Origin of the sequence: Hyphomicrobium nitrativorans NL23 (assembly GCF_000503895.1) — a bacterium.
Taxonomy (GTDB): Bacteria; Pseudomonadota; Alphaproteobacteria; order Rhizobiales; family Hyphomicrobiaceae; genus Hyphomicrobium_C; species Hyphomicrobium_C nitrativorans.
Map to the genome: position 1 here is coordinate 3,524,129 of NC_022997.1, position 25,857 is coordinate 3,549,985.

The window sequence follows — 25,857 nt, forward strand, 5'->3', positions numbered from 1 at the left end:
CCGTGGAAGCATTGACCGCCGCAGAGGCGGCACCTTCGGCTGCCAATGTTACGGCACTGACTTCGGCAGCTGACGCTCTGACCAAAGCTTCCGCACGATATGGAAGCGCGCCGACAGGCGACATCTACCACGCGTTCGCAAAACTTATGGAAATCGCAGGCTTGCTTGGTGAGTGGCAACTCGCTGTCCTGAATGCAGCTCCTGAGGCCGACCGTTTTCTTCGTGCTGCCAAGGAACGTGCCCAGGCTATGAAGGGTGAGTCGGTCCCGCCCTTGTTAGAGCAACTGCCAGACTTGGTCGAAGCAATCTCAACTACTGCACAGGCCAAGGCCTTCGTTGCCCAACTCGCCAAGGTGCCTCTTCCGATTGGCCTATACCATGTGGCACCTGAGGAACCGAGAGAGCGGCACACAAAGCACGATCCGGATACCGAATCCGCGAAAGCGAAGCTGGCTGTGGCGTTTCTGGAGTTCACCGTCGATGGTCGCCCCTTGGCGGATGTGCACTACATGGCTCCCATGCAAATCCATGATCTGGATGTCACCGTCAGGGTTTCTCGTTGGCCAGAGAAGGCCGAGCGGCTGGTGTTGCGTCCTGTGAGCGTCGTGAGTGCCTCGTTTTACCAACTTCCAACCTTTGAATTTCTGGCACCTTCGGGTGATGGGCCCTTCAAGTTCCAGGATCATAAGCACGCCACCCTGACGATGGCTCAATCCATTCTCGCCCGGCCTCTCGAATTCAAATACACAGCGGAGTTTGAACCTCGAGGAACAGAACAGCCAGTCGAAGTCGTTGGGCAGCGGACATTGCGGTTAGAAGCCATTGACTGGGAGCGCAACCCTCAGACCGGGTACACGAGCATCGATCGCAAACTTATTCAGATCCGAGACCAATTGAGGGGTATGGCTGGCGTTCCCGAGGACGATATAGCGGAAGCACTGAAGATTGCCGTGTCTCTGGGCAAGCTTGCTGGCCAAGCTGTGCAAGACAATCGCTTTCCTCAGCCGCTGAAGGAGAAGGATTTCCAGACAGAAACCCTTCGGCATCTGCGGTCCGAACCTTCCGTCGGTTCAACCCTTCAGGAACATCCTCGAGCCGGAGGAGGCATCACCGACCTATCCTTTAAGGGGCTGCCTATCGAGCTGAAGGCTGAAACTGACAAGACGCTTCAACTGCAAGACTGCCAAGGCTATGTGGAGCAATCCCAAGCTTATGCCGTCGCTAATGGTCGGCGGTTAGGAATCCTATGTGTTCTTGACACTTCCCCGAAGAAGGCCCCACCGTTCCCTGCAGAGGAAGGCATAGGACTCCTATTCAGGAATCAGAATGATCGTCGTGTCCCCATAATCACCCTGCTGATTCAGGGGAATCTAACCAAACCAAGTCAGTTTTCCGTGTAGGTGCGCGGGAGCGGGGGCGAAGCTCCTCTGGCGCTGCGGGCAAATGAGTGCACTCAGGCCCTATCTCATCCACCACTGCCCTGTTGCATCCCCCAATCTTGCAGGGCGATCTCGAATCGTCGCTGATCACCTTCTTCTTTATCTCGGGAGAAGGTCGATGCCCCAAGAAAGCAACACGTTTCGCTGTATCTACTGCGGAAGGGAAAAACCCGCCGTCGCCCGATCCTACGAGCATATTTGGCCGGATACCTTTGGAGGTGGAGCCTCTCCGGATTGGTTCAAGACGAACGATTGCTGCGGGGAGCCACGCAAGCCGAAGCAATGCAATCACCTGATGGGCCAGTTCGTCGATGCCGAGGTCGCGCGCACGCCCTTTGGAACCAAGTGGCGACTCAGCGCCGAGATGCCATTCCTCGACACTGAGCGTCCGCAAGCGTTGCCGTTGGTTTTCATGGGTTGTCAGACGGAGAACCCTTCGGCCGACGAGATATGCGAGAATTGGCTCGGGTCTCGCGGCGAGGCCGTCTATTGCATTCATCGGATCGACCGGGACGATTTCAAGACCTATGCCGGCGGGGATCCGATCCGGCGCAAAATGAATGACCCCGGTCGGGTGTACTTTGGGCTCACCAAGCTCAATGCCTACTGGCTGTTGGTGGCAGTTCTCTCGGTCAAGAAGAAGTTTCCCGGCGCGGAAATCCGGCTGCTAACCGCCGTCGATGATCCTCAAATCGCTCAGCTCCTTTCGCCCGAGACATCGCAATCCATCGCCGAGCGTCATTACCTCCTGCCCCGTTGGCGTAAACAAACCCAACACCTGAATCAGACCTGGAATCTGGACTATGGCAACCGCTTTCTCTGCAAGCTCGCAGTCGGATTTGGTCACGCGTTTTTCGGACCCGCATTCGCGGAGCGGCCGCACGAGAGAACCCTTCGCGAGGGCCTTTGGCGCCGTCCCGGAAACTCCACAGAGCCACTCAGGATAAAAGGCAAAGCGTTCTTTGAACCTGGTGATTCCGGCTTGAGCAAGCTGCTCACTAACGCCGCGGCGTTCACGCTTGTGTTCTCACGGACACCGGAAGGCGCGTGGGTATCTACTTTTATGCCGGACGGTATTTTTGCAAGCTGCATGATCTTGCCGGCGTCGGAAATGCTCCCTTCCGACTTCTTCAAGACATTCACCGATTGCTTCACCGTGCTCTTGTACCCGGCTCTCAACCAGTTCGTGGGGCCGTTGCCCCTTCAGGCCTACATCGAGCACCGGACTGGCGCGCGCACTGTCCAAGCGCTTGGTGAGATCGAGCAGCGGCAGAAGACGATCTCGCAGATCGAAGCGGAAGTGGCAAAGTTCAACATCGCTGGCAGTGAGGCCGCATAAGAGGGCGTTCCACTGCGAGTCTGCGCGACCCTTCAGGCGATGATCGGCGCGCTGACCGGACAAGCGCGAAGCCTGCTGAGCGTAGCACAAGGCATTTGAGAGATTGAATACGGAGTCAGTTTCCGGCGTCAACCAGCAGGCTTGCGCGATCAGTTCCAGCTCACTCGAGCGCTCCCTACCACTGAATTGAGATAGTTCGATCGGGCTTGATGGCAACGTTGTCCCAATGGGGTAATTTCCTGGACCACAGTTGGAAAGAGCGCGTTCCGAAGCCCGACGTTTGAACGACTTGCCGCGAGGATGTCTTGACCTGGATTTGTATTGCTGTGCTGCCCAACATTCGCCTCGAAAATTCGATCGAGGGCGGGCAGATTGCCATGGCTTCTGCGGAGGATGGACGCGTCGGAGCAGCCGTGAAGCAACATCCGCTGCTCGGAGACTTTCTGTCGCGGTTCTACGACACGCACAACAACCCCATCACACCGAGCGTGCTCCTCTGGAATGCCGCGACTGAGTCCGACCTCCCGCGGTTCGATGCCATATGCAATTTCCGCGACGTGGCTGCCGTGTCTCACGTGCTTTTCGCTAGAGCCAGCGCGATGATCGCTAGCAACCCACCCGCAGCACAGTGGATGGACTATTTCAGCATCTTCCCCTGGATGCTGACGCGCGATCACAAGTACATCGCGTGTAATACCCCTGCCATCCGTGGCTTGCATGATGTCAGTCGCTTCCGCGGGCAAATGTTACCGGAGCTCGTAGATCGCTCGCTTAGCGCGCGGGACTTTGATCAACCGCTTTTCGACGCCCTCATCCAGAAATGGAATGAGGTCCATCTGTTTGGTGCCGACACCCACGCCCATACGGCGCTCTTTCGTTCGCTTAATATGGCCTTTCGCGCTGGCGCAATTCCTGGTGGGATGGATGCGACTACCTATGACTACGGCCGGTCGTTGGCCCTTTGGGTGTCGGCCTTTGAGATCTTGGCGCACCCCGGCGGAAATGGTAAAGCCGATCTTCTCAAGGTCTATGAACTTCTCGAAAAGGCCCCTTACGAAATCAGGAAGGTCTCCAACGCCGTATATGCCGCCTATTACAATCGCAATAGGAAAACATCGCCAAAAAGAAACCTCGCTTGCTTGTTGTATGGCGAGATCTATCAAGCGCGTAACGATTTCCTGCACGGGAACCCGTTGCCGCCGGATAGGCTCCTCGTCAATGATACTGGCCGTCACCTGCTGAATTACGCTCCGCCGCTTTTCCGCGTGGCTCTAACTGCGACGCTCGACATAAGGTGGACGAAGCAGCGTCCGTCGATTGCGGATGTGGACGCAACCGGGCAGTGGATCTCCGATCAGATCGACTTCCTGGATCCCCAACGTGTGGCGGAACGGGCCTTAGCAACCAGTCTTGATCCGGTGACAGCATGATATGAAGCGCAATATTTGCATAACAACCACCGATCAGATCAATCTCTCGAACATCCTCATACCCGCGAACGTCCTTGCGCATAGCATAGAGCGCGCGTTTAACGAGGCTGACGCCGTGACTGGATTTGGAGGGTTTCCGACGTACATATCGCACGACTGGACGCGACCAATCGGATGGAACATTCCGCTAGGGCTACACTTGGCGGCAGGCATCGCGAGACAAATCGGTGAATTGTGGTGGCCCGAAACTTCCGATGAGAAAGCGGCATGTCAGGACGCTCAAACAGCGTTTTTAGAGCGTCTACGCGTCGAGAAAGCAGCACAGTATGGGACGGATTTGCTCGCGAGAGTGGGAACAGACGGGGCGAACGCATCTATCGTGTATGTGTCTGGGGGTGCCGCACTATATCGCCCGGACCTCGCACGAACCCTCTATCCTCACCTATTTGAAGTAGGTACCGATACAGTCGATAAGGATGGCTTGGTCGATTATCGATACCTTCGCAGTCGATACCCCGAGATGCGGCCCGGCATCTTCCACGATCCCGAGAAAGACGTGGTGCTTTTCGCCCATCCATATCTGCGTCGCAGTCTCTCCCGTCTCAACGTGCTCAACAATGACCTGCTCACGAGACTCGCTGCTTTGGCCGAAAGTGAACTATCAGTCACGCTTCGCCTAAGGCTCGATCCCGATATCGTGGGTTATCCTGACACCAGGGCAGCATTAGAGCTAGAGTTCTGGCGCGGCCCCAAGTTCACGGACGACATCGGCAAAATCCCAGCCGGTGTCACCGAACACAAGGCATCGGATCGCCTTAAAGAGTTCGAGGGTATCGATCGTACCCAATTCTGGTGGAAGACAGAGGACGAGCACAAACGAACGTTTGAAGCCGAGGAGATCCGCGACACGCCCAGCTTGGGTGTTTCAAACGACTACTATGGCTGTCGCTACATGCATTCTGAGTTCGGCACTCGCGAAGAGACGATTACACACTTTGACGGTGCGATCCGAGGGTACGACACAGAAGCCTTCGTAACGCGTATCGATCAATCCATTGACCGAGCTGGGAAGCGAGCTGACTACACAAAGCTCTTCAGAGTGGACGGCGGGCTAACTGTGGAACTCTGGAAAGAGTTAGTCTCCGACTATTTCCGTGGCAACACGCTGGTCCCGGAATACTTTGGTTCACCACCCCAACGTGACGAGACGAATAGAGCGCAGCCACGCGCGGCGCCGGTGTCAGAAACGACGGGGCAACTAATGATCGGCTACTTAGATCGAACGGCAATCACAGCAAGTGATTGTACGGCGCTCATATCCTTTGATCTGGTAGCGCAAGACGATGGGCCCGCACAGTTTCGCGTCTTTGAGGCACTGCCACCCGGCATAGCGGAGGCATTTTCGAGCTTCAGTGAGTACACCAACGGCGCCCAGATTGAGTACGGTGATCGGCTGGCGAACCTACCTGTGCTCGTATTCGGGCAGGCCAACGAGGCGACACAGGAATTCTCTCACTGGTGCGCTTGTATCCCGCGCGTCCTCTCGAAAGAGCGAGAGAACCTGGACTTGGCGGCGGCGGCATTTATGTGGCCTCGCGAGCGCTATTGGGTGATGCTTTCCCTTTGCGGGGATATCGTTTGGCTGATCGATGCGCTAGGCCAGTTGCCTACGGTGGTTCGCACTCAAGAGCCCCCATCGGTTTGGGTGCAGGACCTGAAGGCCAAACTAGCTAGTGGCGCACAAAGCAACGGCAAGATCGCTGATATCGACGATGTTCGTTGGCCGGGCTTTCTGAAGCTTCGGCGAACCCAGAGCACGGCATCATTCCGTGTCCCCTCTGGTCATCCCGCGTTCGACTTCTTGAACAAAAAGGCAGCGGGTCCAAGCGGTGGAGACCGAGAGCCGCGAACGGAGGGCTGAAGTTTTGCCGGTGCAATAAAATTGAGTTGGAAAACGCTCAACCACTCTGCCTCTACCAGAGATCACGCGCATATCACGCTTCTCCAAGCCTGGTTCAACCTTCCGCTTCAGCTCTCAGGATAGGGCCGCACCAACCTCGAATGCCTGATCGGTCATGCCGTGCATCCATGCCTCATACTCATCCTCTCGGGTTAGTAGCACCGTGAGGTACTTTGGCTTCGAGGTCTATGAGGCGATTGAGATCCACGAGAAGATCTGGATTCGATCGGCAGACGCGATGCCTCTCAGAGCGGACACAGTCGGCGTCGGGAGGCGCGGCGCCGATTGCGCCTCTCGCGGCGGCAGCTAATGGGACGAAGCGCCTTGCGGAGTCCTAGTCGCTGAAGCCTTCTCAGCAACCACTGGCCGCAAGCGGCCAATCCGATCCGATTGGTGCCCGTTGGTTCACAACGGCTCCCGCCCTCACGGATTGGGCGACGTTTGGCTGCTTGTGCGCAGCAGAACTCGCTCTCACGGGTTGGTCTGTGCGCGCTTCCTCTGCCAGTCAGGAACGGCCGAATCTTTGTAGCCGCAATAATTGGAGATAATTTTCATGAAAACATTTGAAAGAATAGAGCGCGAACGGCTGGAGGTGCAGCTGAGTGAGCGTCTCGATTGGGACTCGTGGTTTCCTCATACCGAGAAGAAACCGCCAACAACAGGATCATTCGCCGACCGAACACTAGCCGATCTCCGTAAGTCATTTTCCACATACGGTCATCGTCCGGCTGTTAGCATGTGGACTGCCATTGAAGACATTGTACGCACTATTGCTGAGATGGCAAACGGCAACGCGAAACCGATGTTCTATGTCTCTGCACTTGATCCTGGTGTCGGCAAGACACAAGCGATAGTGCATTCGGTCCGCAATCTAGATGCTGATGTTGGAGTACTGATTTGCCTTTCTCGTATCGAAGAGGTCGGATCACTCGTCAAGGAAATGGGGCTGGGTGATGGCTCCTACGGCGTATTGGTCAGCGAGAACAGCCAAGCGAGATTGAAGAAGGAGGGTATCCGTCTGGGCAACCCAGATCACAATGAGGCCCGCGTTCTCTTCACGACACAGCAAATGGTTGATAGCCGTTTGCACAACGTAGATGTCTTTCGAGTGCTCGATGAGTTTTTCTATCGCCACGAGCCTCGCGCGGTTCGTATCTGGGACGAGTCGATGCTGCCCGGCGAAGCGCTCACCCTCAATCTTGATCGCATCGGCAAACTGCTAGAGATGGTTCGCAAGGTTGATGGACGGCTAGCCGACCGACTCCTCGATTTGATAGCTGCCGTCAACGGTCACCCCAACGGATCAACGTACCAGATACCGGATTTTGAGGCTGAGCATAGCAAGGCATTGCGATGGCTATCTCGAAACAAGAACGAGGTAGATAAGAAGAGCAAGGAGAGTGCTAGCACGCTACGTCTGCTCTCTGGAAAGCCCGTCAGAATCACACACGATGCGAAGGGCAAGACTGTCCTAACGTATCGAGAGAGCCTGCCTAATGACTTCGCTCCCGTTCTGATCTGCGATGCAAGCGCACGTGTTCGCAAGACGTACGCGCTATGGGAGGTGCACCGAAAAAACCTCCTGACGCTCGCTAGGGCAGCTAAGAGCTATAAGAACCTTCGCATCCATGTCTGGGATACAGGAGGCGGAAAGAGCGCTTGGAGTGACAAGAAGGCCAAACTGAATGATCTCATCGATGGAATCGTTCAAACGATAAAGACCAAGCCCAATGAGGAATGGCTGATCGTGCTCCATCAAGAAGATGGATGGAACATCCCCGATCTCGCCTTAGAGATCACTTCGCTCCTGCCTGACACCGTCCGAAAGCCCTCGTTCATCACGTGGGGTGATCATCACGCAACAAACAAGTACGTTGAAATCAAGAACGTGATCCTCGCTGGTACGCTGTTTTTCCAGCCTTCGGACTACGAAGCCCGGTATAGGCTGTGCGCCGCAAAGCCAGTGAATGTTCCAATCGGGGATGATGACCTAGATGACTTGAAGTTGGGCGAATACGCTCATGTAATCCTGCAAGCACTCTGCCGTGGATCGGTTCGCAAGTGCGCCGAGAACTGTTGCGGTCCGATGGACGCCTACATCATCGCTTCTGCGAACACCCAGATTCCCAAGATACTGCCCGACGTCTTTCCTGATTGCGAGATTGTCCGGTGGCAACCTGTGGCACAGCCACTAAGCGGTCATGTCAAGCTGGCCGTTGAAGCCATAGATGAGTACTTCGCTGGTTCTACGGACTTAAATCACAGACTGTCATTCTCCGAGCACCGCAAGATGCTTGGAGTCAGCCCGCAGATGCATAAGAACCGCATCCGTGACCACTTTGTATTTCAGGATGAGATGGCGAAGCGCGGGATTGTTGAGTGGGGGAAGGGAGCGAGGATGACCCATTTCCTCAAACTCGTCTTTTAGATTTTGCGGCGTAAAGGTGGACCTGCGGTGCAAGTGAAGAGAAGTGATAGACACAAAAAAGAAGGGTAAAGAAGGGCCCGTTAGGGAGCAGTGCGAGCGAAGCGAGCACCGGGTAAAGAAACAAAAGAGAAGATAACTTGTATATCAAAACCCTTAAGAGCCTTCCTAAGGGTCGTGGTATACAAAGTGACGTTTTAAGCTGCAAATCCTCTCACACAGACAAGGACGAGGCTCCGGGAGCGAGGGGCATCCAGCCCCGAGCGTGAGGGTGCCGAGGTCTTGTCTGTGTCATAGAGTTTTGTCTCGACCTTCGGTCTCTGTCAGAAGCAGCTCCCACACCGTGACGACAAGGAAAGATGACTAAGACCGGAGAGCAAAGGAAGCTCTCTGGCGTCTCGTAGCTGAGTGCAGACGCTAGCCCCAGACGCGACTTGCAAGTTTGGCCAGCTTCCCCGTTCGCGACCCTAAGCTCGCGCTGTCGTGAAGGATCAGAGGCGATGCGACGTTGTCTTGAGGCACCGCACACGCCGCAATGTCGAGGATTGTTATTGATAGTTGGGGTACCCGTCCGAGCGCGGCAACAAGGATATCTTGGTCAACCGCGAAAGGCGTAGCCTCATTGCAAGCCTTCATCCACTCCGTGACCAAGGTGCGAGCGTTCTCGGTTGGCCGCAGAACCATCGTCCCGGATCGAGCACCGAAGACAGGCTTACCACTGCGGCGAATCTTGATCTTGGCGTAAAGGCCGATGTCACCTTCGATATCGGCGATAGATGCTAAGTCGTCACGCGTACATAGGACGTCGCAGTCCACGTCCAAGAGCAAGATGGTTTTATCGGGGTGGCGCTCCATGGCGTTCCGGACATGGAGGGGCTTCGCGAGCGTATTCGCTTCCCAGCCACCGGGCCGCTTGTCGACCTTCACGAAATCATGAGGGACACCGAGGGTGTCAAGGCGTTGCTGAAGTGGGGAAACCCACTTCGTATAATCTGGCGTGTACCAGCCACAGGCCACGAAGTGATCGTGAAACATAAGGATGTGTCCTCTCCCTCAGAGACGGGGAAGATACATTGACGATATACATGATACAAATGATTTATGCTAAATCGTTGATGCGTATGATGGATTGACCTCATCCTATGACACAGGCGCATAGTGCGCCGATGGATGACGATGTACGACCTTATCAAATCCGGCTCTCGACCGGCTTCTGGCGGAAGGTTGATGAATGGCGCCGCGTGCAGCCAGACATCCCTACGCGCGCCGAAGCAATCCGCCGCCTTGTTGAGATCGGCTTGACCACAGAGAAGAATAAATCGAAGCAATAGCCACTAAGTCTGCTTATGATCCATCTAGGCTGCTGAGAAATCTCTGATCGAGACCAGGATGGTGTTTGGTCTACTTAGAGCTGGGTCTAGCTTTGGCATAGCCCCTGGCTCCTCTTGTTCTTGCTCGTAGAATCGATCTTCAAAAATTTCTGCGCGATAATCAGAGCGAGTAATTCCTCCCCCGATAGGGGCGGGCCACCCCCCACACACCCCTTGGTGTTGTCCACCTCTCGGCAAGCTGAACACCGAGATGTGTGTCCATCACTGTCCGAAGTCGGAGCGTAGCGCAGCCTGGCCAGCGCAAGCACCCGTTAGCCCGCTAGGGCGAGGAGCACGAGCTTGCTCGCTGCGACGAGGGTGCGACCGTCGTGAGGCGTCAGCCGAGCGACGCACCAGACTGGATGCGAATGAGTGCTTTCGCATACCAAACGCATACTAAATCGTGATATTCTGTGGCTGTCGCCATCACAGGCAGACAGCTAAGAACTTGAGATTGCTGTGGGGGTTTTGGTCGGAGCGAGAGGATTTGAACCTCCGACCCCCACGTCCCCCAGACTGGTGCGCTAACCAGGCTGCGCTACGCTCCGACTTCGGCCCCCCTTATGTCCGGCATCGCGGCTTTGGTCAATGTCTCGTTCGCGTTTCGCGTCAACGTGCAGCCTCGCCCTCGGCAATCCATGTGGCGAGAGCGGCGACCCGGTCGGGGAGATGGCGCACCAGGGGCAGCAAACGCCCAGGTGGCAGAGCGACGGCAGCGAAAAGGCCGGGCGTCATCGTCAAATCATGGGCGACGACCGCGGAGGTGCCCGCAGCCACTGCGAGGCCGTCGGCCCCTTCCGGGACGCGGCGCGGCCTCAGCCGCTCAAGGATGGGCCCTACGCCGCTCCCCGTGGCTTTCGCGACCGCCTCGATGCGCACCCATGCCCTGAGAAACCGTGTGTCCGGATCGCCCTCCGCCAAGGGTACGCCAGCGGCCAGCGCGACGGCGGCGCGCTCAATGGGCGCGCGTCGGGCGGCGGGGATTTTAACCTTCCGGGCGTGCTCAAGATCGACGCCGACGGGGCCGACATCCGACAACGCGATCAGAGCCGATGCTGCCGTATGCGCCAAGCTGAAGCTTACGCTCGCGCACGCCAGCGCAGGCTTTCCCGATTCGCTCACGACGAACGGCGTGTTCCGAATGTCGGGGCCGCATTTGCGTTCGAGGAGAGCACGAAGCGCGATATGCGCAAGCCGGCGGTTTCGACGCGCGGCCGAATCCGTCATCGCGGCAAAGCGCGCATTATCGGCATCCGACAAGCGGGGCGTTGCGGATTCCAGCGCGTCGAGCGCACTCGACGCCTTTTCAAGATCGACGAACCAAAGTTCCGCGTGGGCCATCGCCGTTCCGTCGCACCTTTGTCAGCTCAAAGCTACGCCGGACCGGACGCGCTCGAAACGCCGACGCCGGACCATACGAATGCATGGCCCGGCGTCGCGTAAAGAAAAAAGCGAAACCTGTGCAAGCGTTGTAATCAGGCTCCGACGGCCCGGGCGCGGCGCGGCGCGCGCACCGGCTCGCTTTTCCCGATCGTCTCAAGCAGCATTGCGCGGCACTCTTCGAGCTCCTTGATGGCGGCTTCGATCGTTGCCAGTTGATCCGTCGCGCTCGTGCGCTGACGGCCACCGCCACGACGCGTTGCGGCCACGGCCACCGGGCCGCGTCCCGCTGCCGGCACCGGACCGGCAGCCGGTACGTTGGCGGGCAATGCGCGCGCATTTGCAGGTAGATCGCGGGCAACGGGAACGTTGCGCTCCGTCACCGAGCGGCCTTGCTGCTTGACGAAATCGATGCCCTGCTCGCGCAGAATCTTCTGAACGCCCTTGATGGTATAGCCTTCGGCATGCAGCAAATGGCGGATGCCGCGCAGAAGCTCCATATCCTCAGGACGATAATAGCGGCGTCCGCCGCCCCGCTTCATCGGGCGGACTTGGGGGAAGCGCGCTTCCCAGAATCTCAAAACATGCTTTTGAACATCCAGCTCATCCGCGACCTCACTGATGGTCCGAAAAGCCTCCGCCGCCTTGCTCATCGCTACCCCTCGATGCCTTGGCCCAGTCGTTCGATCATCCAGCTTTCGCCGGCTCCTGCATGACCGATGCGCACCGCCCGCCCCACACATTCTCGTTCGCGGCTGTGGCATTAAAATGCCCGTCTCGCATCTCGCGTCCTTTGCAGAGATGCCAACCGGTTACTCGACGCTTCAGTTAGTTGGGTTGATGATACCGCCAACACTCGTCTGCGTCTCGATCAATTCGATGAGAAGGCCACAGCTTTTTTTAACGTGCTCAACGCACGCACGAAATTGCGCGTGCGCCTTCTGCACACGTCCGGACGATGCAATGGTGGAGAGGAAAAAACGACGCAATCGCGGAGGGTGGACCGTCGTGCTGCTCTCGGTCCCGCACCGCGCTCAAGCGCGGCGCACTCAATCGCTTTGTGCTCTGGAAGATAGGAAAAGCGGGCGGCTACTCGGCGGCTTTCGTGCGGCGCGAGCGGCCGGAGTTGATCCGATCCTTCATGATGTTGCTCGGGCGGAAGACCAGCACCTTGCGCGGCGTGATCGGAACCTCTTTGCCCGTCTTGGGATTGCGCCCGATGCGTTCGCCCTTCTGGCGAATGCCGAACGAGCCGAACGACGATAGCTTCACCTGCTCGCCGCGCGCCAAGCTGTCGGAGATCTCGTTCAAAACCAGCTCAACGAGTTCCTGCGACTCGTTGCGCGGCAAGCCGACCTTCCGGACCACGGCCTCGGCCAGATCGGCTCTCGTCAGCGTCTTCCCGCTCATAGGTTTCGCGCCTCCCGTCGCTAGGTATTTTTCCTTATGCTACCGGGGGTCGCAGGGGCGGTCAATGCCAGAATCGCAACAAGCAACTGAAATCGCACGAGGATTTGGGTAGCCCTGCAATCCTGGTAAAGACGCGTTTGTCAGAGGCTCGATTTGCTCGGCCTATCGCAGGTTTTTCGGGTTTGCCGGCTTACCAGCGCGCCAGCACCGCGCCCCACGTAAATCCGCCTCCCATGGCTTCCATGAGCACCAGACTGCCTTCGCGCAGGCGATGTTCTTCGAACGCCGTGTTCAGCGCGAGCGGGATCGACGCGGCGGAGGTGTTGCCGTGCCGCCCGATGGTCATAACGATCTTTTCGGGCGCGACGCCGAGCTTCTTGGCGATGCCGTCCAGAATGCGAATGTTCGCCTGATGGGGCACGTAAAGGTCGATCTCGTCGGCGGCGTAACCTGTTGCGACAAGCGTTTCCTCGATGACGCCCGAGATCTTCTGCACGGCGTGGCGGAACACTTCGCGCCCGTTCATCCGCAAGTGCCCGACCGTCTTGGTGGAGCCCGGTCCGCCATCGACGTAAAGCTGATCCTCGAAACGGCCGTCGGAACGGATGAGCGTCGAGATAATGCCGCGATCCTCGCGCGCGCCATGCTGGGGCTGCGCTTCGAGAACGACGGCGCCTGCGCCGTCACCGAACAGCACGCAGGTCGAGCGATCCGTCCAATCCAGAATTCGCGAAAACGTTTCGGCGCCGATTACGACCGCGCGCTTGGACTGGCCAGCCTTGATGAAGTTGTCGGCAATCGTCAGCGCATAGACGAAACCCGAGCACACGGCCTGGACGTCGAATGCCGCGCCTTTCTTCACGCCAAGCTCGGATTGAATCTTGACGGCGGTGGCGGGGAACGTGCGGTCGGGCGTTGCGGTCGCGCAGATGACGAGGTCGATGTCGACGGGATCAATTCCAGCGCGCACCAGAGCCTGGCGGGCCGCTGCCGCGCCCAGCGTCGAGGTCAACTCGTCGTCGCCCGCGATATGGCGCTGACGAATGCCGCTTCTCTCGACGATCCACTCGTCGGAGGTGTCAACGATCTTCGACAAATCCGCATTCGTCATCACGCGCTTCGGCAGATGAGCGCCCACACCGCGAATGACCGATCGAATGACTGCCACGAAGTCCTCTTTTCTTCTTTCCGGAGCTTATCAGGACCCAGGTGCGGGAGCGGTTCCCTCCTGCCGGGGAGCCTCGGAAACGGTGTCGAGGCGATGATGGAAGGTTTCGAGATCGGCCGCGAGGCGCTCGATCAGCCCGCTTACCGACATTTCGTAACCGAGATCGACGGCGCTCGCAAAGCCGAGGGCGTCGGTGCCGCCGTGACTCTTCACCGCGATGCCGTTGAGACCCAAAAACGTGCCGCCGTTGATGCGACGCGGGTCGATCTTCTCTTTGAGAACGCGGAAGCCGCCACGCGCCAAGAAGGCCCCCGCCCGGGACAACCACGTCCGCATCATCGCGTCTTTCACGTACTGGCCGATCTGGCGCGCCGTACCCTCGGCCGTCTTGAGTGCGATGTTTCCGGCAAAGCCTTCGACAACAACCACATCGACCTTCCCCTGGCCGATCTCGTTGCCTTCGATGAAGCCGCGATAGTCGAGCGGCAGCTCCACCGCCTTCAGAAGCGCGTGCGCCTCCTTGACCTCCTCGGCGCCCTTCACCTCCTCGACGCCCACATTGAGCAGGCTGGCGGTGGGGCGTTCGACATGAAAGAGTGCGCGCGCCATGGCAGCGCCCATCAGCGTGAAATCGGTGAGCTGGCGGCTCGTGGCGCCGATGTTGGCGCCCACGTCGAGCACGATGCACTCGGCGTTGATCGTTGGCCAGAGCGCGGCGATGGCCGGGCGCTCTATTCCCTTCATCGGGCGCAGGATGAGCTTGGCCATGGCCATGAGCGCGCCGGTGTTGCCGGCGGAGACGGCCGCAGCCGCCTCGCCTGTCCGTACCGCATCGAGCGCGAGCCACATGCTGGAGCCTTTGCCGCGCCGCAGCGCCTGACTCGGCTTCTCGTTCATGGCCACGACCTGCGTGGTGTGGACGATGCGCGACCGGGCGGCGAGCGCGGGATGGGCTGCGAGAACGGGCGCAATACGCGCCTCGTCGCCCACCAGGATGAAGCTCAAGCCCGGATGACGTTCCAGCGAGATCGCGGCCCCGGGAACGATGACCTCGGGACCATGGTCGCCGCCCATAGCGTCGAGCGCTAATGTTCGTTGCTGTCCCATCTTGCGCGTTCTGACCTTGTCGGCCGGGCTCCCGTAGCCCGTGGAAAAATGGCGGGACTCGCATCGCGGGAATTGCGAACGGGATCAGACGACTTCGTGCCGACCCGATCCACATCCCGACCATGAGCTATGCCGCTCACGTCCCAGACGATCAAGTGCCCGGTGTGGTCCTGGAAAACCTGTCCCAAACCCCGTGTTCGGACGGACGGGAAAATACCCGTTTGCGCTTGCGAAACAACTTTTTTTCGGAACGCCCCGGTCTCGTATGGCGACGGGCGGGAAGCCACCGGGGAAACGCTGGCCGCTCAGTGTCTTGGCTCGCGCCTTTTCTCGATGCGTGGGCTCATGTCTCGCGCTTCAGCTGGGCGAGTGCGGCAAACGGCCCCTTGTCCTCCTTGATCTTGGGATCGACCCAATCGAATTCGACATCCGGTTTGCGCGGATAGGGATCGAGGGCCGCCGACAGAACCTCATAGATCAGGCTCCCGGCGTCGATCCGGTCGTTCTCGATCGGCGCCATATCGGCAATGGAAGAGACCTCACGGTCACCGGCAACGACCGGCTCGTCTTCGAGCGCAGCCGCGGGGGCGAGCGTGACGGAGAATTCCTCGCGGATATGGGCCGGCACCGGATCGAGGCTCACCACACACGCCTGCGTGACCTCGGCATCGAGATCTCCCGTAAAAGCGTAGCGGCCGCTGCCCAAGGACTTGAGCCGGTATGTTGCCTTCAGGCTGTCGCAGGAGAGAATATCGAGCTCGCGCGCGAGCTCCGTCCGCTCTTCCTCCGTGGCCACACGAATTTGGTTCACGTCAGCCGGGCCGATGTCCGCGAGGGCGTGGACCCAGTCTCGTAGCGCCGTCATGTGGGTGTCTCCATAAGATCGTCGGCGGATAAGGGCGCGAATGCGATGCGGCCTGCGAGCAGGCCATCTTCCGGCTCTGTCTTCAGACGCTCGACGGTGGCGAGCGCGAAGCCTGCAAGCGCGTTGGCGCCGGCGGGCGCTTCGCCAAGGCCCGGGATCGTGGAGGCCAGCTCGGCCGCAAGGGCCGGGACCGGAGCGGACGCGCGGGCCGCTGTGGAATAGGCCTTGCAACGTTCGCCGAGCGCCTGGGCCGCCTTCTTCACCTTTCTCGGCACGGCCATATCGCCGACGCCCATCTCGCGCAGGCAATCGTCAACGTCCGTCACGTAGGCCTCGGTGAGCAGCCGCGCCACACGGCGCGCCCGTGGGGTGCCGGCTTGCAGGCGGTCCAGCACAGGAAACAGGGCCAAAATGATCAATCCGGCGCGGCCTTCCGGGGTATCCTGGACACCGAAGCGCTCGAAAATGAGCGGACGGCGGGCCTCAGCCACGACCGCGCCATAAAGGTCGACTGCTGTCTGGCGATCTTGAGTTCTTCGTCTAAACCAGGCGAGCACGTGCGGTTTTCCAGTTTTTACTACAGGGGATGACAGGGTCCGCACCGTTGCCTCGCGGCCTTCTTTTGGCTAAGGGCGAACGCTAAGGGTTTCCATCAGTCTCCCAGGGGGTCGTTTCAGTATGCGCCGTCACGACGCGTCGCGCCAGGGCGTGCAGAGCCGCAGGGCGGGAGAGGTTGCGCTTCGCGCGCTGATGCCTCTGCTCATCGCGTCGACTGTGCTCATCACCGCCTGCAGCGAGCAAATCATCAAACGCGGCCACCAGTTCCGCGAATCCGACGTCGCGCAGATCTATCCCGGCATGGGCCAGGAACAGGTGCGCCTCGTGCTGGGCACGCCGACCACGACGACGAGCATCGGCAACGGCTCGGCCTATTACTACATCTCCAGCACGGAGCGGCAGGTCGCGTTCATGAAGGGAAGCGAAGTGGACCGGCAGGTGCTCGCGGTTTACTTCACGCCGACGCAAACCGTCGACCGCGTGGCGCAATACGGCATGCAGGACGGCAAGGTGTTCGACTTCGTCTCCCGCACCACACCGGCGCCGGGCGGCAAGGAAGACGGCATCGTGAAGCAGCTCTTCCGCAACCTCGGAACCAAGCAGATCTTCGGCGACTAGAGCGTTTTCCGATCCGATGGAACCGCGGAACGGTTCTTAGATTTTGTTTTATCGATCTTCTATCGGAAAATCCGCTCCCGCTTTTCCGGAGGCGCTTCAAACGCGCGGCCGTTTCCTGCTTGAACGAGAGATCCGAATGACCAGCTCGAACGACACCGGGCCAAATCTCGTGGACGACATTCGTGCGTTCGTGCGCCCGCAGGTGGCGCGCGGCACCCGGACGTTTGCCGACATTCTCGACGAGGCAATCGAGGTGCTGCTCGAAGAGCACGAGGACGCAGACCAGGGAACGGTCGAGCGTCTGGCGCAGGCCGAAATCGAGGCGGCATTCGCCGAGCATCTCTCCGCGCAGGCGACGTGGCCCAAGATCACGGATTGCGACCGGCTCGACCGCGCCTTCGACGTGCTCAACGAGGGCGGGATCGTCGCACGCCACGACTTCACGTGCTGCCAGAACTGCGGCTTTGCAGAAATCGGCGAAGAGATCGCCGAGGCCATGAAGGCGGGCATCGATGTGACCGGCTTCACGTTCTATCACACACAGGACACAGACAACGCCACGGAAGGCGGTGGCCTTTACCTCAGTTACGGCCATGTCGAGGGGGGAGACGTCAATGCCATCGCAGTGGGACGCGTCGTCGTGAGCGCGCTCCACGCGGCGGGGCTCCAGACGGAGTGGGACGGGACGGTCGGCAAACGCATCGCGGTGCGGCTCGACTGGCAAAGACGCATTGCACCCTCTGCAGCCGTGAACCCTTCCAAGGCGTGAAAACGCGACACCTTCCACAAATTGCCCTCTTCATACAAAGAGGCCCCGGATCGCTCCGGGGCCTCTCGTCGTTCGTCTCGTGACTTCCGTGTCGCTTAGTGCGCGAGCACGGCGAGCAGCAGCAGGGCCACGATGTTGGTGATCTTGATGGCCGGGTTCACGGCGGGGCCAGCGGTGTCCTTGTAGGGATCGCCAACGGTATCGCCCGTGACGGACGCCTTATGGGCCTCCGAGCCCTTCTCGTGCTTCACGCCGTCCTTGTCGACGAAGCCGTCCTCGAAGGCCTTCTTAGCGTTATCCCAGGCGCCGCCGCCGGACGTCATCGAGATGGCGACGAAGAGGCCCGTCACGATCACGCCGAGCAGCATTGCGCCGACCGCCGAGAACGCAGCGCCGCGTCCGCCGATGGCATCCACGACGAAGAACAGAACGATGGGCGAGAGCACCGGAAGCAGAGACGGGATCACCATCTCCTTGATGGCCGACTTGGTCAGAAGGTCGACAGCGCGGGCATAATCCGGGCGCTCCGTGCCCTTCATGATGCCGGGCTTGGCCTTGAACTGACGGCGCACCTCTTCGACGATGGAGCCCGCCGCACGGCCGACCGCGGTCATGGCGATGCCGCCGAACAGATACGGGATGAGACCGCCGAGCAGAAGGCCGACGACGACATACGGGTTGTCGAGGCCGAAGTTGATCTCCACGCCGCGGAAGAACTGATAGACGGTCGAGCCCGGCTCGTTCGCCTTCGCGATGAAGTACTGGAGATCGTAGTTGTAGGCCGCGAACAGCACGAGCGCGCCGAGACCGGCCGAGCCGATGGCGTAGCCCTTGGTGACGGCCTTGGTGGTGTTGCCGACCGCGTCGAGCGCGTCCGTCGAGCGGCGCACTTCCTTCGGCAGACCCGCCATCTCGGCGATACCGCCAGCATTGTCCGTCACGGGACCGAAGGCGTCGAGCGCCACGATCATGCCCGCGAGGCCGAGCATCGTCGTGGTGGCGATGGCCGTGCCGAAGAGGCCCGCAATGTTGTAGGTGAACAGGATGCCGGCAACGATGGCGATGGTCGGCAGCGCGGTCGCTTCGAGAGACACCGCGAGGCCCTGGATCACGTTGGTGCCGTGGCCGGTGACGGAGGACTGGCTGATCGAGCGCACGGGGCGATACCCGATACCCGTGTAGTACTCGGTGATCCAGACGATGAGGCCCGTCAGCGCAAGGCCGACGAGGCCACACAGGAACAGGCCCTGGCCGGTGATCGAAACGCCGTTGGCGACGCCGACTTCACCGAACCCGCCGAGAACGTAATGCGTCGCCGCCCAGAGACCGGCAATCGAAAGAACACCCGAGGCGATGACGCCCTTGTAGAGCGCGCCCATGATCGAGTTGTTGGCGCCGAGCTTAACGAAGTAGGTGCCGACGATCGAGGTGACGATACAGGCGGCGCAAATGGCGAGCGGATAGACCATCAGCGCGCTGAAGTTGGCCTGGCCCGCGAAGAAGATCGCGGCGAGCACCATCGTGGCGACGACCGTCACCGCGTAGGTCTCGAACAGGTCGGCGGCCATGCCGGCGCAGTCGCCAACGTTGTCGCCCACGTTGTCGGCGATGGTGGCCGGGTTACGCGGGTCGTCCTCGGGGATGCCCGCTTCGACCTTGCCGACGAGATCGCCGCCGACGTCCGCACCCTTGGTGAAGATGCCGCCGCCGAGACGGGCGAAGATCGAGATGAGAGACGCGCCGAAGCCGAGCGCTACGAGCGCGTCAATCACGGTGCGATCGGACGGGGCGTAGGCCAGAATCTCGGTGAGGATGTAATAGTAGATGGCGACACCGAGCAGGGCGAGACCAGCAACCAGCATGCCGGTGACTGCGCCCGCCTTGAATGCGATGTCGAGGCCGCGGCCGAGCGAGACGGTGGCGGCCTGGGCCGTGCGAACGTTGGCGCGCACGGAGACGTGCATGCCGATGTAGCCCGCGAGACCGGAGAGAACGGCGCCGACCAGGAAGCCGACGGCGACGGGGAGACCCAGGAGCACCCAGGTAAGCGCGAAGATGACAACGCCGACGACGCCAATGGTCTGATACTGGCGGTTGAGATAGGCCTGCGCACCTTCACGGATGGCGCCGGCGATCTCCTGCATCCGCGCGTTGCCCGCGTCGGCCTTCATGACCGTCTGAATCGTGAAGACGGCATAGAGGATCGCCAACGCCCCGCAGGCGATGATCCCCCAAAGTATCTCTGTCATTGAAACAGTCCCCTATCTGGCCAGCTCGTTGGCTGCGATCTCACATGAGTTCGCGCGGGACCATGCCAAAAGACACCTTCAGTGGCAACATGGACACAAGGAGCACAAGACGTTTGGAGCGCTTCTAAAGTCTGTGAGGAATACCGCTTTCTTTTCAAATCTCTACCGCGGCGCACACCGACGTGAGCTGGCGCGTGCGGCCGTTCTCGGCAACGCGACACCGGCGGAAGCCCCTGCCGCACCCGGCCGAATCAAATCGCAGGCGGCCCGCCGGGCATGACGTCGCTAAAGCAGAGGCTCCTCCACGACGCGCTCGCCGTCGACGACGAGGGCCTTGATCGCCACCTCGCCGGAGGTGCCGACGGCCAAAACCGCCGAGATCTTCTTTTCCAGCACCTTCTTCTCAAGCTCGCGGCCCGTGCCTTCCGGCACGAAATAGCTCTCGATGCCATAACGAACGGACGCGATCGGGCCTTGCCCTGGCCTATTGTAGACTGAGTTCACGATGCCTTTCAGGACGACGTGCTCCGGATTGGCGGGCGTGGCGAGGCTGAGAGCGCTGCTCGCAACTTCCCATCGGCCCTCACCTTCGCCGGGCATCAGCGTCACGTAGACCGTATCGCCCTGCCGCGTCTCGTTCGGCACGGGAACGTTGCCGCCTTGGCTGAAGCCATAGCCGAGGATCACGTAATCGCCGCGGAAGATGTCGCGCGGATCGACCGGGATCACTTCGGCCACGATCTCGCGGCCGTCGCGCAGAAGGGATATGCGGCCGTAGATGATGTGCACAAGCACGGCGGTCTGGATCAAGGCGACGAGCGCGACCGCGATCCACGACTTGGGCGACATGCGGATCATGCGGACACTCCCTCAGCAAGCGCGACGCGGCGAGCGTGGATTCGATAGGCAAGGGCTGCGAGGCCAGCCACGATGACGCCCGCAACCAGGAAGAACAGGGACGTATCCAGCAGCGTGCCGACGGTCTTGCTGTAAATCGAAAGGATCTCCACCGAGAAGGCGATATAGCCCAGCCAGAGAGCGCCGCGGTTGCCGGAATGGAGCCCCCAGGCAATCGCCGCGATGGACAGCGCGAGGGCGAGCACGGCGAGCAGGATGAAGACATCGAGATCCGGGTTCTCCACGAACTGGAGCGCCAGAAGCCCAGCGAACGCGATCACGAGACCGTAGTTGAGGATGCCGTGCCACAGGGCCCGTAGATCCGGCTTCAGTTGCTCGCCCACAAGCCCGATGCCGCCAATGCCGAGGCCCAGCGCAACGACGAGGCCGTGGGCGTGGCCGTCAAAGAGCCGATAGCCGAGGCTGATCAGAAAGCCAGACAGCGCAATCCCAGAAAGGTGGAGCCCGGGCCGCCAGCGCTGCCAATAGAACGCCGCCGAGATCAGCGCCCACGGAAGCAGGAAGGGCCAGAACACGCGTTCGAGCCGCAACGCTTCCATCACACCCCAGACGACGATCAGGACCATGGTGAAGGCGAGCGCCGGATTGGAGCGCAGGGCGACGCCTGCGAGGAAGCTGCCCGCCGCCCAGACCAGCACGAAGTCGGCCGGGCTGCCGTCCATGTGGTACATCTGCGAGATCAGCATGATGCTCGCGCCGAAGATGGCGACACCGAGCAGGATCGCTGCATCGGCGAAGGCCGTCATATTGCGTTGCGCCATCGCATGCGCGGTGGCGTAGGATGCCCACAGCGCGCCGATCAGCATTCCGATTCTCAGAATGCGGGGCATTTCCTGCCAGTTCGCTGCGACGAAGCTCATGGCCGCGAAGCCGATCAACACCGCCGCCAGGATGGCGAGCGCGTTTGCGAGGCCCAAGCCGTGCGCCCCGCTCGCGACATCTCGACGGATGGCGGCTTCGCCCTCCGGCGTGACCCAGCCCGCTTCGCGCCATCGCGCGAGATCGCGTTCGATACGTTTGCGATAACTTCTCATGCGGGGGACGGCCCTTGCTGCGGGGTGTTGTCGTTGACGGAGCCATCGAAGCGGCGGCTGAGGCTCCTGCCTTACGCTGAACTCTGATCATCCAGGTCTTAGTGTTCGCGGGGGCTGTGTCAGGAACGTGGCCGATGAGGCGCGCGCTTTCGCACGAGATGCCCGGCGCAAAAAATGCAGGCTGCCCGGGTGGATTTGCCCGGGCAGCGCTACGCGTTCTTTCTTGAGGTTTCGTCGCGGCTTAAGGCGTTGCCGGCGATGGAGACGGTTCCGGCGCGGCATCGGGTGCCGGCGTCGGCTCGGGAGCCGGTGCAGGATCAGACGGCGTCGGCTCGGGCGCTGCACTCGGCGTCGTCGCCTCGGGTGTCGCCGACGGCGTGTCCGTTACGGGTTGCGGGGTAAACGCGACGTAGGCGATCACGGCCAACGCAATCGCGGCGGCGACGGCAATGACAACTTTCGTGTCCATGGCGTAGTCCTCCGTGCTCAGAAAAATATGGGCGCGATTCATAGCACGCTTTCCCCTTTTGAGCCAGGAACGGCTCCCTTTCCATTCCTTAGGGGCTCGACGGCGGCAGCGGCTTTCGCCACAATGCGCGCGCTTTACGTGATCGCGCGCGTGTTGGGCGCCCAACTCTTGAGGCGAAGGGCCATGGAACTCGACGCAACAATGCTGGCCCGTATCCAGTTCGCGTTCACGGTCTCGTTTCACATCATCTTTCCCAGTTTCACCATCGGGCTCGCGGCCTTCATCGCGACACTGCTCGTGCGCTGGCGCATCACGGGGCAAGACCATCTGCACCGGCTCGCCCGCTTCTGGACGAAGATTTTCGCCGTCAGCTTCGCGATGGGCGTGGTGTCGGGCATCGTGCTCTCGTACGAACTCGGCACCAACTGGAGCCGCTTCTCGCACGTCGTCGGCAACGTGATGGGACCGCTGCTCGGCTACGAAGTGCTGACCGCATTTTTTCTCGAAGCCTCGTTCCTCGGCATCATGCTGTTCGGCTGGAACCGGGTCTCGCCCAACTTGCACGTGGCCTCGGCGGTGCTGGTCGCCATCGGCACGTCGCTCTCCGCGTTCTGGATTTTGGCGGCCAACAGCTGGATGCACACCCCCACGGGGCACGAGGTGCGCGACGGCATCGCCTACCCGGTGGACTGGCTCGCGATCATCTTCAATCCGAGCTTTCCCTACCGCTTCTCGCACATGTTCACGGCCGCGTTCCTTACGACATCGATCGTGGTGGCTGCGGTAGGCGCGCGCTATCTCCTGACCAATCGATTCAACGAAGAAGCGCGGACCATGCTTCGGATGGGCATCGGCATGGTGGCGCTGCTGGCCCCGCTCCAACTCGTCATCGGCGACCTGCATGGCCTCAACACGGCGGAGCATCAGCCGGCCAAGGTGGCCGCCATGGAAGCGCACTGGGACAGCAGCAAACCGGCGCCGCTGGTGCTGTTCGCGCTGCCCTCCGACAAGGACGAGACCAACCATTACGAGATCTCGATCCCGAACGTCGCGAGCTACATCATCACGCACGACTGGGAAGGCCGGTTCCCCGGCCTCAAGGATTTTGCGGTGGAGGACCGGCCTCCGGTTGCGCCCGTGTTCTTCGCGTTCCGCGTGATGGTCGGGCTCGGGATGCTGATGATCGCGGGCGGGCTGTTCGGCGCGTACCTCTGGTGGCGCGGGCGCCTGTTCGAGGCGGGATGGTTCCTCAAGGCGGTTTCCATTTCGTGGCCCGCAGGCTTCGTCGCTATCCTCGCAGGCTGGTGGGTCACGGAAACGGGGCGTCAGCCGTGGATCGCGCACGGCATCCTGCGCACCAAAGATGCGGCCTCGCCCGTGGCGGCGGGCGCGGTGCTGACCACGCTCATCCTGTTTGTGATCGTCTACTCCGTCGTGTTTTCGATGGGCATCTACTACATCAACCGGCTCATCGAGAAGGGCCCGACGGGCGCGGCGGTCAAGCCATCGGGCGGTGTGCCGTCGCGGCCGCTGTCGGCAGCCGAGGAAGCCACCCACGAAGCCATCGAAGGGACGAGGTGAGCCATGGAAGACACATCCTATTGGCTGCCCGTGATCTGGTTTCTCATTCTCGGCGTCGCCGTCGCGCTTTATGTGGTGCTCGACGGCTTCGATCTCGGGATCGGAATCCTGTTTCCCGCAAATCCGGCGGAAGCCGACCGCGACCAGATGATGAACTCGGTCGCTCCGTTCTGGGACGGTAACGAAACGTGGCTCGTGCTCGGCGGCGGCGGTCTCTTCGTCGCCTTCCCGATGGCCTACGCCATCATCATGCCCGCAATCTATCTGCCGGTCCTGATCATGCTGCTGGCGCTCGTGTTCCGCGGCGTCGCTTTCGAATTCCGCTGGGTCGCCAAACCTCGTCATCAGATGTGGGATCTCTCGTTCGCGGGCGGCTCGATCGTTGCCGCGTTCATGCAAGGCGTCATCCTCGGCGCGCTTTTGCAGGGCCCGCAGGTCCAGGGCGACGCTTACGCGGGCGGCACCTTCGATTGGCTGACGCCCTTCTCTCTCTTGACGGGCGTCGGCGTGGTTGCGGGGTATGCGCTGATCGGCGCGACGTGGCTCGTGATGAAGACGGACGGCGAAGTGCAGGCCCGCGCGCGGGTTCACGCACAGCTTTTGCTGCCGGTGGTTCTCATCGCCCTTGCTGTCGTGAGCTTGTGGACGCCGATCGCCATCCCGCGCATTTTCGAGCGCTGGTTCACGCTGCCGAACTTCTTGGTGCTGGCCCCGATCCCGCTGCTGACCGCGTTCGCCGCGTGGTCATGCTGGTCGGGACTGCACAAAGGCGACGATAAGCGGCCGTTCGTCTCCACGATCGGGCTTTTCCTGCTCGGCTTCTTCGGCCTTGGCGTCTCGAACGTGCCGTTCATCGTGCCGCCGTCTGTCGACATCTGGCAAGCCGCGGCGCATCCCTCGTCTCAGCTCTTCATGCTGGTTGGCGTCTTGATCCTGCTGCCCATCATTCTGGCCTATACCGTGTTCGTCTACTATACGTTCCGGGGAAAAGTCCGAGCCGGCGAGGGCTACCATTGATCCGCACCGTTGCAGCTTCCGTCCTTTCGTTATCGTTCGGCGTTGCCGGTCTGCCGACAGCCGCGCATACGCAGGCCAAAGTTGCCGTCGAGATCGAGGGCGGCAATATCGTGTTGACGAAAGACGGCAGCCGCACTCCGCTAACGGACCAAGCGCGCGATAGCGAAGCCGTGCTCTCGCCAGATGGGCAATGGGTCTATTTCACGCGAACGGCCGAGGCCGGCAAGCGCACGGACGACGACGAGTTTCCGGATTGCACGGCGCTTTCCACACCAGACGAGTTGAGGCGTATCCGGATCGACGGAGGCGACGATACGCTGCTCATGACGGGGCGACCCGGCACCGAGCCGACCGATGCCCTCTGCGGCTTTTTCGATAAACAGTTCTCGGCCGACGGCGGCACGCTCTACTTCCTCTCGCCCGCATGGACGACGTCAGCCGCGCTCCACGCCATGACACTCGAAAACACGTCGACCCGTTACATCATCCCGGCCAATGCCTATGCCGTGCTCTCCTGGTGCACCTCGGAAAAGCTCGCAGGCGCCATCGTGGCCGAGCAGCATCGCTACTTCGAACTCGGCGGCAGCTTCGATTGGTACTGGCTGTTCGACGGCACGGGCAGCAAGGAGATCGGCCCCGTGGGCGAATTCGACAGCGTAGACGATCTCAAGACCTTCCTTAACGAGGGCGGCCACTGCACGGGATCTTGAGTGCCGCGTGGCCGGTTCGGAGCCCCGGCGCGGCGCTTTCA

The 25,857-nt window shown here is 60.6% G+C and carries 22 protein-coding genes and 1 tRNA gene; 10 read left to right on the top strand and 13 right to left on the bottom strand.

What is annotated here, in order from left to right; all coding sequences use genetic code 11:
* The first annotated feature begins 2 nt into the window (after positions 1–2).
* From W911_RS16390 to W911_RS16415, 5 genes are all read left to right on the top strand, one after another.
* The gene (locus tag W911_RS16390; RefSeq protein ID WP_144083638.1) at positions 3–1,400 is read left to right on the top strand and encodes a hypothetical protein; all 1,398 of its coding nucleotides are present in this window, start codon (positions 3–5) and stop codon (positions 1,398–1,400) included.
* A gap of 157 nt (positions 1,401–1,557) precedes the next feature.
* Positions 1,558–2,778 (top strand): HNH endonuclease, encoded by a 1,221-nt coding sequence (locus W911_RS16395; protein ID WP_041316707.1) that lies wholly within the window; start codon positions 1,558–1,560, stop codon positions 2,776–2,778.
* A gap of 305 nt (positions 2,779–3,083) precedes the next feature.
* Positions 3,084–4,208: a hypothetical protein gene (locus W911_RS16400; RefSeq protein WP_023788666.1), complete on the top strand. Its 1,125-nt coding sequence runs from the start codon at positions 3,084–3,086 to the stop codon at positions 4,206–4,208.
* Between the two features lies 1 nt (position 4,209).
* Positions 4,210–6,129: a hypothetical protein gene (locus W911_RS16405; protein WP_041316710.1), complete on the top strand. Its 1,920-nt coding sequence runs from the start codon at positions 4,210–4,212 to the stop codon at positions 6,127–6,129.
* 592 nt (positions 6,130–6,721) lie between these two features.
* Positions 6,722–8,596 (top strand): hypothetical protein, encoded by a 1,875-nt coding sequence (locus tag W911_RS16415; RefSeq protein ID WP_144083639.1) that lies wholly within the window; start codon positions 6,722–6,724, stop codon positions 8,594–8,596.
* 414 nt (positions 8,597–9,010) lie between these two features.
* Here the strand turns inward: W911_RS16415 and W911_RS16420 are convergent, their stop codons facing one another.
* The 9 genes from W911_RS16420 to W911_RS16460 all read right to left on the bottom strand — a co-directional run bounded on the left by W911_RS16420 (position 9,011) and on the right by W911_RS16460 (position 16,384).
* Positions 9,011–9,628, bottom strand: coding sequence for a hypothetical protein (locus tag W911_RS16420; RefSeq protein WP_023788670.1), 618 nt, complete (start codon positions 9,626–9,628; stop codon positions 9,011–9,013).
* Between the two features lie 804 nt (positions 9,629–10,432).
* Positions 10,433–10,511 (bottom strand) — tRNA-Pro (locus W911_RS16425).
* 61 nt (positions 10,512–10,572) lie between these two features.
* Positions 10,573–11,304 carry a 4'-phosphopantetheinyl transferase family protein gene (locus tag W911_RS17605; protein ID WP_023788672.1) on the bottom strand — a complete coding sequence of 244 codons (732 nt, stop codon included), beginning with the start codon at positions 11,302–11,304 and terminating at the stop codon, positions 10,573–10,575.
* Between the two features lie 134 nt (positions 11,305–11,438).
* Positions 11,439–11,996 carry a MerR family transcriptional regulator gene (locus W911_RS16435; RefSeq protein WP_023788673.1) on the bottom strand — a complete coding sequence of 186 codons (558 nt, stop codon included), beginning with the start codon at positions 11,994–11,996 and terminating at the stop codon, positions 11,439–11,441.
* A gap of 436 nt (positions 11,997–12,432) precedes the next feature.
* Positions 12,433–12,753, bottom strand: a complete 321-nt coding sequence (locus W911_RS16440; protein ID WP_023788674.1) for an integration host factor subunit alpha — start codon at positions 12,751–12,753, stop codon at positions 12,433–12,435.
* Between the two features lie 190 nt (positions 12,754–12,943).
* Positions 12,944–13,921: a beta-ketoacyl-ACP synthase III gene (locus W911_RS16445; RefSeq protein ID WP_023788675.1), complete on the bottom strand. Its 978-nt coding sequence runs from the start codon at positions 13,919–13,921 to the stop codon at positions 12,944–12,946.
* 30 nt (positions 13,922–13,951) lie between these two features.
* Entirely contained in the window at positions 13,952–15,028 is a 1,077-nt protein-coding gene (gene plsX, locus W911_RS16450) for a phosphate acyltransferase PlsX (RefSeq protein WP_023788676.1), read from the bottom strand.
* A gap of 343 nt (positions 15,029–15,371) precedes the next feature.
* Positions 15,372–15,893: a YceD family protein gene (locus W911_RS16455; RefSeq protein WP_023788677.1), complete on the bottom strand. Its 522-nt coding sequence runs from the start codon at positions 15,891–15,893 to the stop codon at positions 15,372–15,374.
* Entirely contained in the window at positions 15,890–16,384 is a 495-nt protein-coding gene (locus tag W911_RS16460; RefSeq protein ID WP_210163468.1) for a ubiquinol-cytochrome C chaperone family protein, read from the bottom strand. Before W911_RS16460 ends, W911_RS16455 begins: the two co-directional genes overlap by 4 nt.
* Positions 16,385–16,571: 187 nt before the next feature.
* On the opposite strand from W911_RS16460, the gene W911_RS16465 reads away from it, so the two are divergent.
* Both W911_RS16465 and W911_RS16470 read left to right on the top strand, forming a co-directional pair.
* Positions 16,572–17,069: an outer membrane protein assembly factor BamE gene (locus W911_RS16465; protein ID WP_041316713.1), complete on the top strand. Its 498-nt coding sequence runs from the start codon at positions 16,572–16,574 to the stop codon at positions 17,067–17,069.
* Between the two features lie 136 nt (positions 17,070–17,205).
* Positions 17,206–17,838 (top strand): DUF6891 domain-containing protein, encoded by a 633-nt coding sequence (locus W911_RS16470; RefSeq protein ID WP_023788679.1) that lies wholly within the window; start codon positions 17,206–17,208, stop codon positions 17,836–17,838.
* Positions 17,839–17,933: 95 nt separating this feature from the next.
* Here the strand turns inward: W911_RS16470 and W911_RS16475 are convergent, their stop codons facing one another.
* The 4 genes from W911_RS16475 to W911_RS16490 all read right to left on the bottom strand — a co-directional run bounded on the left by W911_RS16475 (position 17,934) and on the right by W911_RS16490 (position 22,508).
* Positions 17,934–20,087: a sodium-translocating pyrophosphatase gene (locus W911_RS16475; protein WP_023788680.1), complete on the bottom strand. Its 2,154-nt coding sequence runs from the start codon at positions 20,085–20,087 to the stop codon at positions 17,934–17,936.
* A 285-nt stretch (positions 20,088–20,372) separates the two neighbouring features.
* Complete coding sequence (locus tag W911_RS16480) at positions 20,373–20,945, bottom strand: GDYXXLXY domain-containing protein (RefSeq protein ID WP_023788681.1); 573 nt, start codon at positions 20,943–20,945, stop codon at positions 20,373–20,375.
* Positions 20,942–22,039 carry a DUF2157 domain-containing protein gene (locus W911_RS16485; protein WP_023788682.1) on the bottom strand — a complete coding sequence of 366 codons (1,098 nt, stop codon included), beginning with the start codon at positions 22,037–22,039 and terminating at the stop codon, positions 20,942–20,944. Before W911_RS16485 ends, W911_RS16480 begins: the two co-directional genes overlap by 4 nt.
* 241 nt (positions 22,040–22,280) lie before the next feature.
* Positions 22,281–22,508 carry a hypothetical protein gene (locus W911_RS16490; protein ID WP_179944417.1) on the bottom strand — a complete coding sequence of 76 codons (228 nt, stop codon included), beginning with the start codon at positions 22,506–22,508 and terminating at the stop codon, positions 22,281–22,283.
* Positions 22,509–22,691: 183 nt separating this feature from the next.
* Between W911_RS16490 and W911_RS16495 the strand changes: the two genes are divergently transcribed.
* Genes W911_RS16495 through W911_RS16505 form a run of 3 tightly spaced genes read left to right on the top strand, consistent with a single transcriptional unit; the run spans position 22,692 to position 25,816 of the window.
* On the top strand, positions 22,692–24,089 hold the full coding sequence (locus W911_RS16495) for a cytochrome ubiquinol oxidase subunit I (RefSeq protein ID WP_023788684.1): 1,398 nt from the start codon (positions 22,692–22,694) through the stop codon (positions 24,087–24,089).
* A 3-nt stretch (positions 24,090–24,092) separates the two neighbouring features.
* On the top strand, positions 24,093–25,106 hold the full coding sequence (gene cydB / locus W911_RS16500) for a cytochrome d ubiquinol oxidase subunit II (RefSeq protein ID WP_023788685.1): 1,014 nt from the start codon (positions 24,093–24,095) through the stop codon (positions 25,104–25,106).
* Positions 25,103–25,816 carry a TolB-like translocation protein gene (locus W911_RS16505; RefSeq protein ID WP_023788686.1) on the top strand — a complete coding sequence of 238 codons (714 nt, stop codon included), beginning with the start codon at positions 25,103–25,105 and terminating at the stop codon, positions 25,814–25,816. Before cydB ends, W911_RS16505 begins: the two co-directional genes overlap by 4 nt.
* Positions 25,817–25,857 lie beyond the last annotated feature (41 nt).

What these genes read in the sequence shown, in the direction of transcription:
- W911_RS16395 (WP_041316707.1), top strand. Translation starts at nt 1,558, where the DNA reads ATGCCCCAAGAAAGCAACACGTTTCGCTGTATCTACTGCGGAAGGGAA.
- W911_RS16490 (WP_179944417.1), bottom strand. Translation starts at nt 22,508, where the DNA reads ATGGACACGAAAGTTGTCATTGCCGTCGCCGCCGCGATTGCGTTGGCC.
- W911_RS16440 (WP_023788674.1), bottom strand. Translation starts at nt 12,753, where the DNA reads ATGAGCGGGAAGACGCTGACGAGAGCCGATCTGGCCGAGGCCGTGGTC.
- plsX (WP_023788676.1), bottom strand. Translation starts at nt 15,028, where the DNA reads ATGGGACAGCAACGAACATTAGCGCTCGACGCTATGGGCGGCGACCAT.
- W911_RS16495 (WP_023788684.1), top strand. Translation starts at nt 22,692, where the DNA reads ATGGAACTCGACGCAACAATGCTGGCCCGTATCCAGTTCGCGTTCACG.
- cydB (WP_023788685.1), top strand. Translation starts at nt 24,093, where the DNA reads ATGGAAGACACATCCTATTGGCTGCCCGTGATCTGGTTTCTCATTCTC.
- W911_RS16475 (WP_023788680.1), bottom strand. Translation starts at nt 20,087, where the DNA reads ATGACAGAGATACTTTGGGGGATCATCGCCTGCGGGGCGTTGGCGATC.
- W911_RS16405 (WP_041316710.1), top strand. Translation starts at nt 4,210, where the DNA reads ATGAAGCGCAATATTTGCATAACAACCACCGATCAGATCAATCTCTCG.
- W911_RS16435 (WP_023788673.1), bottom strand. Translation starts at nt 11,996, where the DNA reads ATGAGCAAGGCGGCGGAGGCTTTTCGGACCATCAGTGAGGTCGCGGAT.
- W911_RS16465 (WP_041316713.1), top strand. Translation starts at nt 16,572, where the DNA reads ATGCGCCGTCACGACGCGTCGCGCCAGGGCGTGCAGAGCCGCAGGGCG.
- W911_RS16485 (WP_023788682.1), bottom strand. Translation starts at nt 22,039, where the DNA reads ATGAGAAGTTATCGCAAACGTATCGAACGCGATCTCGCGCGATGGCGC.
- W911_RS17605 (WP_023788672.1), bottom strand. Translation starts at nt 11,304, where the DNA reads ATGGCCCACGCGGAACTTTGGTTCGTCGATCTTGAAAAGGCGTCGAGT.
- W911_RS16415 (WP_144083639.1), top strand. Translation starts at nt 6,722, where the DNA reads ATGAAAACATTTGAAAGAATAGAGCGCGAACGGCTGGAGGTGCAGCTG.
- W911_RS16455 (WP_023788677.1), bottom strand. Translation starts at nt 15,893, where the DNA reads ATGACGGCGCTACGAGACTGGGTCCACGCCCTCGCGGACATCGGCCCG.
- W911_RS16420 (WP_023788670.1), bottom strand. Translation starts at nt 9,628, where the DNA reads ATGTTTCACGATCACTTCGTGGCCTGTGGCTGGTACACGCCAGATTAT.
- W911_RS16480 (WP_023788681.1), bottom strand. Translation starts at nt 20,945, where the DNA reads ATGATCCGCATGTCGCCCAAGTCGTGGATCGCGGTCGCGCTCGTCGCC.
- W911_RS16470 (WP_023788679.1), top strand. Translation starts at nt 17,206, where the DNA reads ATGACCAGCTCGAACGACACCGGGCCAAATCTCGTGGACGACATTCGT.